At 40.0% G+C, this 6,302-nt stretch carries 4 protein-coding genes and 2 pseudogenes; all 6 read left to right on the top strand.

Translation table 11 applies throughout. The features are described 5' to 3' along the window. Positions 1–279, top strand: a pseudogene (locus BLR76_RS11030) (hypothetical protein); the annotation flags it as partial. 164 nt (positions 280–443) lie between these two features. Next, positions 444–1,778 (top strand): FAD-dependent oxidoreductase, encoded by a 1,335-nt coding sequence (locus BLR76_RS11025; protein ID WP_091268902.1) that lies wholly within the window; start codon positions 444–446, stop codon positions 1,776–1,778. Further along, entirely contained in the window at positions 1,768–3,237 is a 1,470-nt protein-coding gene (locus BLR76_RS11020; RefSeq protein ID WP_091268899.1) for an AcpB/EbpR/MafR family transcriptional regulator, read from the top strand. The genes BLR76_RS11025 and BLR76_RS11020 overlap by 11 nt, the downstream gene beginning before the upstream one ends. Positions 3,238–3,666: 429 nt before the next feature. Continuing rightward, on the top strand, positions 3,667–4,140 hold the full coding sequence (locus tag BLR76_RS11015) for a hypothetical protein (protein ID WP_034299492.1): 474 nt from the start codon (positions 3,667–3,669) through the stop codon (positions 4,138–4,140). 238 nt (positions 4,141–4,378) lie between these two features. After that, positions 4,379–4,694: pseudogene (locus BLR76_RS12310) on the top strand (site-specific integrase); the annotation flags it as partial. A 184-nt stretch (positions 4,695–4,878) separates the two neighbouring features. Beyond that, positions 4,879–6,302: IS1634 family transposase (locus BLR76_RS11005; RefSeq protein WP_091268897.1), on the top strand; the 1,424-nt coding region annotated here is incomplete at its 3' end.

Raw genomic sequence — 6,302 nt, 5'->3', positions numbered from 1 at the left:
TATAGTTATCGTATGAAACGTCAAGGGCGTGGATTTTCAGCCAAAGGAGCTGGAAACTTAGCTTCAATTATTTCAGCTCGTAAAAACGGAACGCTTTTAGAAGCTTTAAGAGCCGAACTACCTGCATTTGAACAAACCATTGTCCCTGAATTTAAAGGCGCTGTTAGAGCTGTTTTGAAAAAGATTAATCGTCCTTCTGTAGGCGTTAAAATGGGAGAAATAGCTAATTATAGTTCCACATCAAGTCCAATGGGACAACTGAAGAAAATGTTTGGGTAATGAAACACACAGAATGAGCCATTTTAATATTAAAATTGAAGAGTTACCATCTCTAGAAAAAAAGTTTCCGCCAAAGTCTTGACACATACAAAGCCAGGAGGCGCATCTTAAATTCATTTCTTTATGTTATACTGATTCAAAAATGACTGATGAGGAGGATAAAAATGAGAGTAGTCATTATAGGCGCATCTTTTGCAGGGGTAGCTGCTGCTTTTGAAGTACGTCACATTCATCCGGATGCAGAAATTTTGTTGCTTGAAAAGCAGGATAACCTGGGATACATACCAAGCGGTCTTCATTTATATTGGGATAAGAAAATTAGTGACTTGGATGAGGCCCGTTTCGTTACAGAAGGTCAGCTGGATAAGCATGGAATCGTGTATCATCTAAATGCTACTGTACAGAAGGTCAACACGACTCAAAAAATAATCACTTATGACCAGCACGATTTATCAGACCAGCTGTCTTATGACAAACTGATCATAGCGGCGGGATCGAGACAGTTATCTGAGAAAATTACCGGCAGTGCCCAGGAGAGTGTACTAAAATACAAGCGTTACGATGAGGCTCAGGCGGCTTTGATTAAAGTTGAGGAAAGTGAGCATATTACGATTATCGGTGGAGGGCAAGTTGGGGTGGAGGCTGCAGATCTACTGACCGCAATGGAGAAACAAGTGACTCTGGTAGAAAGTATGGATTATGTTCTATTCAAGTATCTGGACGAGGATATGATCAAGCCGATCGAGAAGAATATGATTGAAAAGGGCGTTGATCTGAGAATGAGACAAACGGTCTCTTCCATAGAGATGGAACCAGACCAGAAAGTAACTGTCTGCCTTGGCGAAGGTTCTGTCACCAGCTATGCTGTTATCATGGGAGTGAATGTCAGACCCCATCTGCCTTTTTTGGATGAGACCATCAAGCAGCATACCGATCAGACAATTGCTGTCGACCGCTATTTAAGAACATCAGTCGAAGATGTCTTTGCCGTGGGTGACTGCATTCAACTGTCAGGACCGGGAGAAGACAGAGTCTATGTTCCATTGATCAATAATGCTGTTCGGACAGGTATTGTGGCAGCAGCCAATCTGATTGAGCCATCCCGAACCTTTAAAGGTTCGCTGCGTACAATTGGTACCCGTGTCTTCGGTAAGTATATAGCCAGCACAGGTATGACCGAAGCCGAGAGTCTCTTTACTGACCGGACTGTTGAGTCTCACAGGCAGAAGGTGCGTCTGACTAGTCTGGCTGATTCTGATACCGTGACTCTGAAATATGTATATGATGCCAAAACACATGAGCTGCTGGGCGCCCAGATGATATCAAATGCCAATATACTTGAAAAAATAAATGTGCTGGCGCTGGCTATTCAGTCGAAGCAGACCTTAGAAGATCTGCAGCAGACCGATTACTTCTTCAACCCGGCTTATTCTCAGATGATTGCCACCACAAATCTGATAGCCTGGATGGATGAGAGGGCGGACGAAGATGAAAATTGAACACTTTCTTGAGAAAAACGAAGTAAGGGAAATCACCATCTTCAATCAGCTCGTGCTGAATGGCGGCACGTTGTCTTATGGAAAGATGCTGAATCATTTGGGGGTATCGAAAGCGTCTCTTGAAAACGACTTGTCATCCATTGCTGTTAGAATTGACGGTTTTGATCAGAAGGTCCAGCTTCAGTATGACGGACAGACGATTGGACTCAGCATGAGTGATGATCTGTCGCTCCAGCAGATTTACCGACTCTATCTCGATCAGTCTATCAAGCTTCAAATTATTACTTTTCTTTTCAAGCATCAGGAGTTCTCGATTACACAGTTGACCCAGAAACTGGCAATCAGCGAGAGTTCATTGTTCCGTAAAATTAAAGAACTGAACAGCCATCTGAAAGAATTCGGCATTAAGATACGTAACGGACAGATGCAGGGTGAAGAGCTTCAGATCCGGTATTTTTATTTTCAGTTCTATTGCTATATAGAAGACAAAACAACTTTTCTTGCTGAACATCCTAATGACCGGCTGACTCAGATGATCGACGCAATGGAAAAGTTCCTAAATGTAACGATTACTCCTGAGAATAGAGAGCGTCTGACAATCTGGCTGATCATCAGCAACGCACGTGTAACAATCATTGACAAGCAGGCCAAACGTCTGAGAACACAGATGAAAGCGTACAGAAAAGATCCCTTTTTCCATAAAATCCAAGTCTTTGTGCTACGTTATTTCAGTCGGTATTCTATAGAAGTAGATGAAGTTGAGTCCATGATTCATTTTGCTTTTCTACTGGCATTTCCTGTTCTCACAGAACCGGATTTCCACGAATATAGATTGCTTCGGGACCGCCATACACCTATCGCTTCAATGGACACACTAATAGCGGAAACGATCATTAATCATTTTAAGTACCGCAGATTACCTTATATGCTTGAACGGGACATGTCCTACCATCTCACTCATATCCATACCCGACTATACTTTTTTCAAGGTGATATTGAAATCTACGAATATGAAGGAATTATTGCGAAGGAAAAGCAGATCGTTGGAACGAATGTTGTATCGTTCGCACGCACACTTTTGAAAACTAGTACCAAAACCCTCGCAGATAAGACGGGCGAAAATAACAGTCTCTTGAAGATGGAGCTGCTGAAGTACATCAGTCTCCTTGTTCTCATCACCTTTAAAATGGCCAGTGTCATACAGGTGGGAATCGATCTGAAAATGGACGGCTTGTATAAAGAGACTCTTGGAGAGCTGCTCATACTTAAATTAAAGCCGATCAAAGGGGTAAAGGTAGAGCACTATGACCCTACAAAAATCTATGATCTCGTACTGACCAATGAAGAACCGAAAGCTCAGGCAAATTATGATGATGCCAGGATATATATACTTTCAGAAATTCTGTCTTCATTTGACATGGTGAATATACAAAGAATCATTCAGGAGCTGAATAAATAGAGCTGACATCATCAAGAAAGCTCATAGATGAATCAACTTCTTTTCTATTATTGCCTCAAAGTCCGCTATAAATTTCCGCATGTATATACTTGGAAAGATGGTAAAAGGTTAGGACATTAATATAGGAGATGAAGTCATGTCTATTGATGGTTACAAGAAGGTTTGCCCTCATCTATATCACTAGAAGACCTGATAGGTTATATTAAACCGGGAAGAGAAATAGAATTCAGCTATCAAGGTCTGTCATATTTTATTGGTAATAGTCGAGACGGGTGAACAGTATGGATCGGAAGAAAAGTCGTAAGTACTACTTTTGAAGAGAATTTTGAAGATCATTTAAATGAAATCTTTCTAAATGATAAAAGTATCCACAAAAAACAATTATACGGAGGGAGCTACCCTCTAATTAATAATATAAGGAGTTTTAATATGTATACGATAGAATTTTTATTGGAGAAATATCGTAATAAAATAATTATGGTAGATCATAAAAAAAATCCTTTTGATGTTCTTAAAGATCTTGTAGATATTAAAGAAATAGATTTAAATTTATTGCACCCAGTGCAATTAGAACTCATAGAGCAAAATGTCAATAATACCAAAAGATATGGTGACACACCGATTAAATTACATTTTTACGAGATACTTAAAAATATAAAAAGTGAGGCCTATTACAATGAAATAGAAAACACACAAAGTATGTCACATATACCTTATTTTAATGAACCCACAGTTTTTGTAATTCATGAAGATTATTTAGGGTTACAAGAAACCAATAGTAACAGTCTATACAGAGATTGTATTATATCAAGAGGAGTTACTCAAAAAGACATTGAAGAAAAGAATGACTATCTCTTTAATTATTTATCGTATATATCAGCTTGGGAAGAAGAAACAATATAGTTGATTATCCTAGGGATACCATTATTTTATCAATAAAAAATAATGATAAATTTTAACATGATACATGAAAGTAGTTACAATCGTGTATCGATAATCCCATTAAATTGGGGTTCTTTTTATTTACCGCCTTGAAACACATGATCATGAAGTATAATGGATGTAATCATGTATCGATTTTATGGAAGGAAAGCTCTTTAAAATGCCTTACAACGTTTAACCCCTCTAAACGCAGCAAGAAATTAACGACTTTTTATTCTGTTTACGGCGCAATCAGCACGCCGTACGCGATGTGTTTCTGTTTTTGATTGGCATTAACAATGAATTACGGATGTCCGATATCGTTAAATTGAAGAAACAAGACCTTTTAACGGCAAAAAATTCCCGAATAGTGGAATAATGTACGAGGAAACACGCACATTATATTTAGGAAGTCTTCAGGATCTCTTACAGGATTACACTATGAAGACTTCCTATTCCGCAGCAGTAGGGGTGGGCATTTAGAGGTCAATGTGGTCTATCAGATGTTTCAAAAAGTTACAAAATTAATTGACCGATAGGATATCAGTACACACACGTTACGAAAAACATTTGGATATTACTATTACAAAAAACCTTCATTCCCGTGTAAATTATAACGAGGAATGCAAAAAACATTGATATAAAAGGAAATTTCTGGCTATTCCTATTGAATTTCCGCACTTTCCACGTTATAATTATAACGTGGAAAGGCGTGATTTTATGAGTTTAGTATATGTAACCAACAAAAAGAACGGCACTACCTATGTTTACGAATCAACCAACTATTGGGATAAAGAAAAGAAGCAGTCGCGCAGCAAGCGTGTCTGCATAGGAAAACTGGACGAAGCTGGGAACCTGGTTCCCTCTAAGCGATTGGCTATGCCGCCGGCAAAGCAAGGGCCGGTACCATCCACCGTCATGAAACGAAGCTTCTACGGAGCGACCTATCTGTTTGACAAAATCGGAGAACTGCTTGGTGTTACAGCCGATCTAAAAGCTTGCTTTCCTGAAAGCTATAAGCAGATACTCTCGATTGCCTACTTCTTGATTTTGGAAGATCGCAATACGATGCTTCGTTTTCCAAAGTGGGATCGCACCCATTCCCATCCTTACGGCAGCTGTATTCCCTCGCAAAGAAGCAGCGATCTGTTTGCCTCGGTTACGGAAGAAGCTAAAAATCGTTTTTTCAGCCTGCAGGCTAAGCGACGGACGGAGAATGAATATTGGGCTTATGATACTACCAGTGTTTCCTCCTATTCAGAGTCTCTTAAGCAAGTCAAATACGGTATCAACAAGGACCACGATCCGCTTGCGCAGATCAATCTTGCTTTGTTGTTTGGTGAAGAATCTGGCTTACCGTTTTACTACCGCAAGTTAGCAGGCAATATAAGCGATGTCAAAACAGTGAAGCACTTGCTTGCCGATTTAGGCAATCTTGGTTTTAGCAAGGTCAAACTCGTAATGGACCGAGGGTTTTACAGCAAGGAAAATATCGATGCCTTGTACCAAAATCATTTGAAATTTTTGATGGCCACAAAAGTATCCCTGAAATACGTGCAGGAAGAACTGAACAAGGTTCGAGATAACATCCGCACACGCGCTAATTACAATGCCAGCTACCAACTTTACAGCCATACTGCAACGATAGACTGGGAGTATTCACAGAAACGCCCGTACAAAGGCGATGTGATTGAAGGGAAACGGCGGATGTACCTGCATCTTTATTTTAGCGGTGAAAAAGCACTGGAGCACGAGAACCGTTTCAATGCGCTTCTTGATCGGCTCGAAGCAGAACTAGTTTCCGGGAACCGCAAAGCAGAACACGAAAAGCAGTACGCTAAATACTTCGAAATCACTTCAACACCAAAACGCGGGACAAAGGTAACCCCAAAACAAGAAGCCATTACCCAAGCGGAAAAAGACTACGGATTCTTTGCCCTCATCAGCAATGAAATCAAGGATCCCATCGCCGCTTTAGATTTGTACCGTAACAAAGACATCGTTGAGAAAGCCTTTGGAAATCTTAAAGAACGGTTGAATTTACGGCGCACAGCCGTTTCATCAGAAAGTTCGCTTGAAGGAAAATTATTCGTGCAGTTTATTGCATTGATCTATTTATCGTACATCAAAAAGCAGATGTCCGA

Source organism: Alkalibacterium thalassium (assembly GCF_900101165.1).
Classification (GTDB): Bacteria; Bacillota; Bacilli; order Lactobacillales; family Carnobacteriaceae_A; genus Alkalibacterium; species Alkalibacterium indicireducens.
Note: the sequence above shows the minus strand (reverse complement) of the source record. Positions and strands in the feature narration are given on the sequence as shown.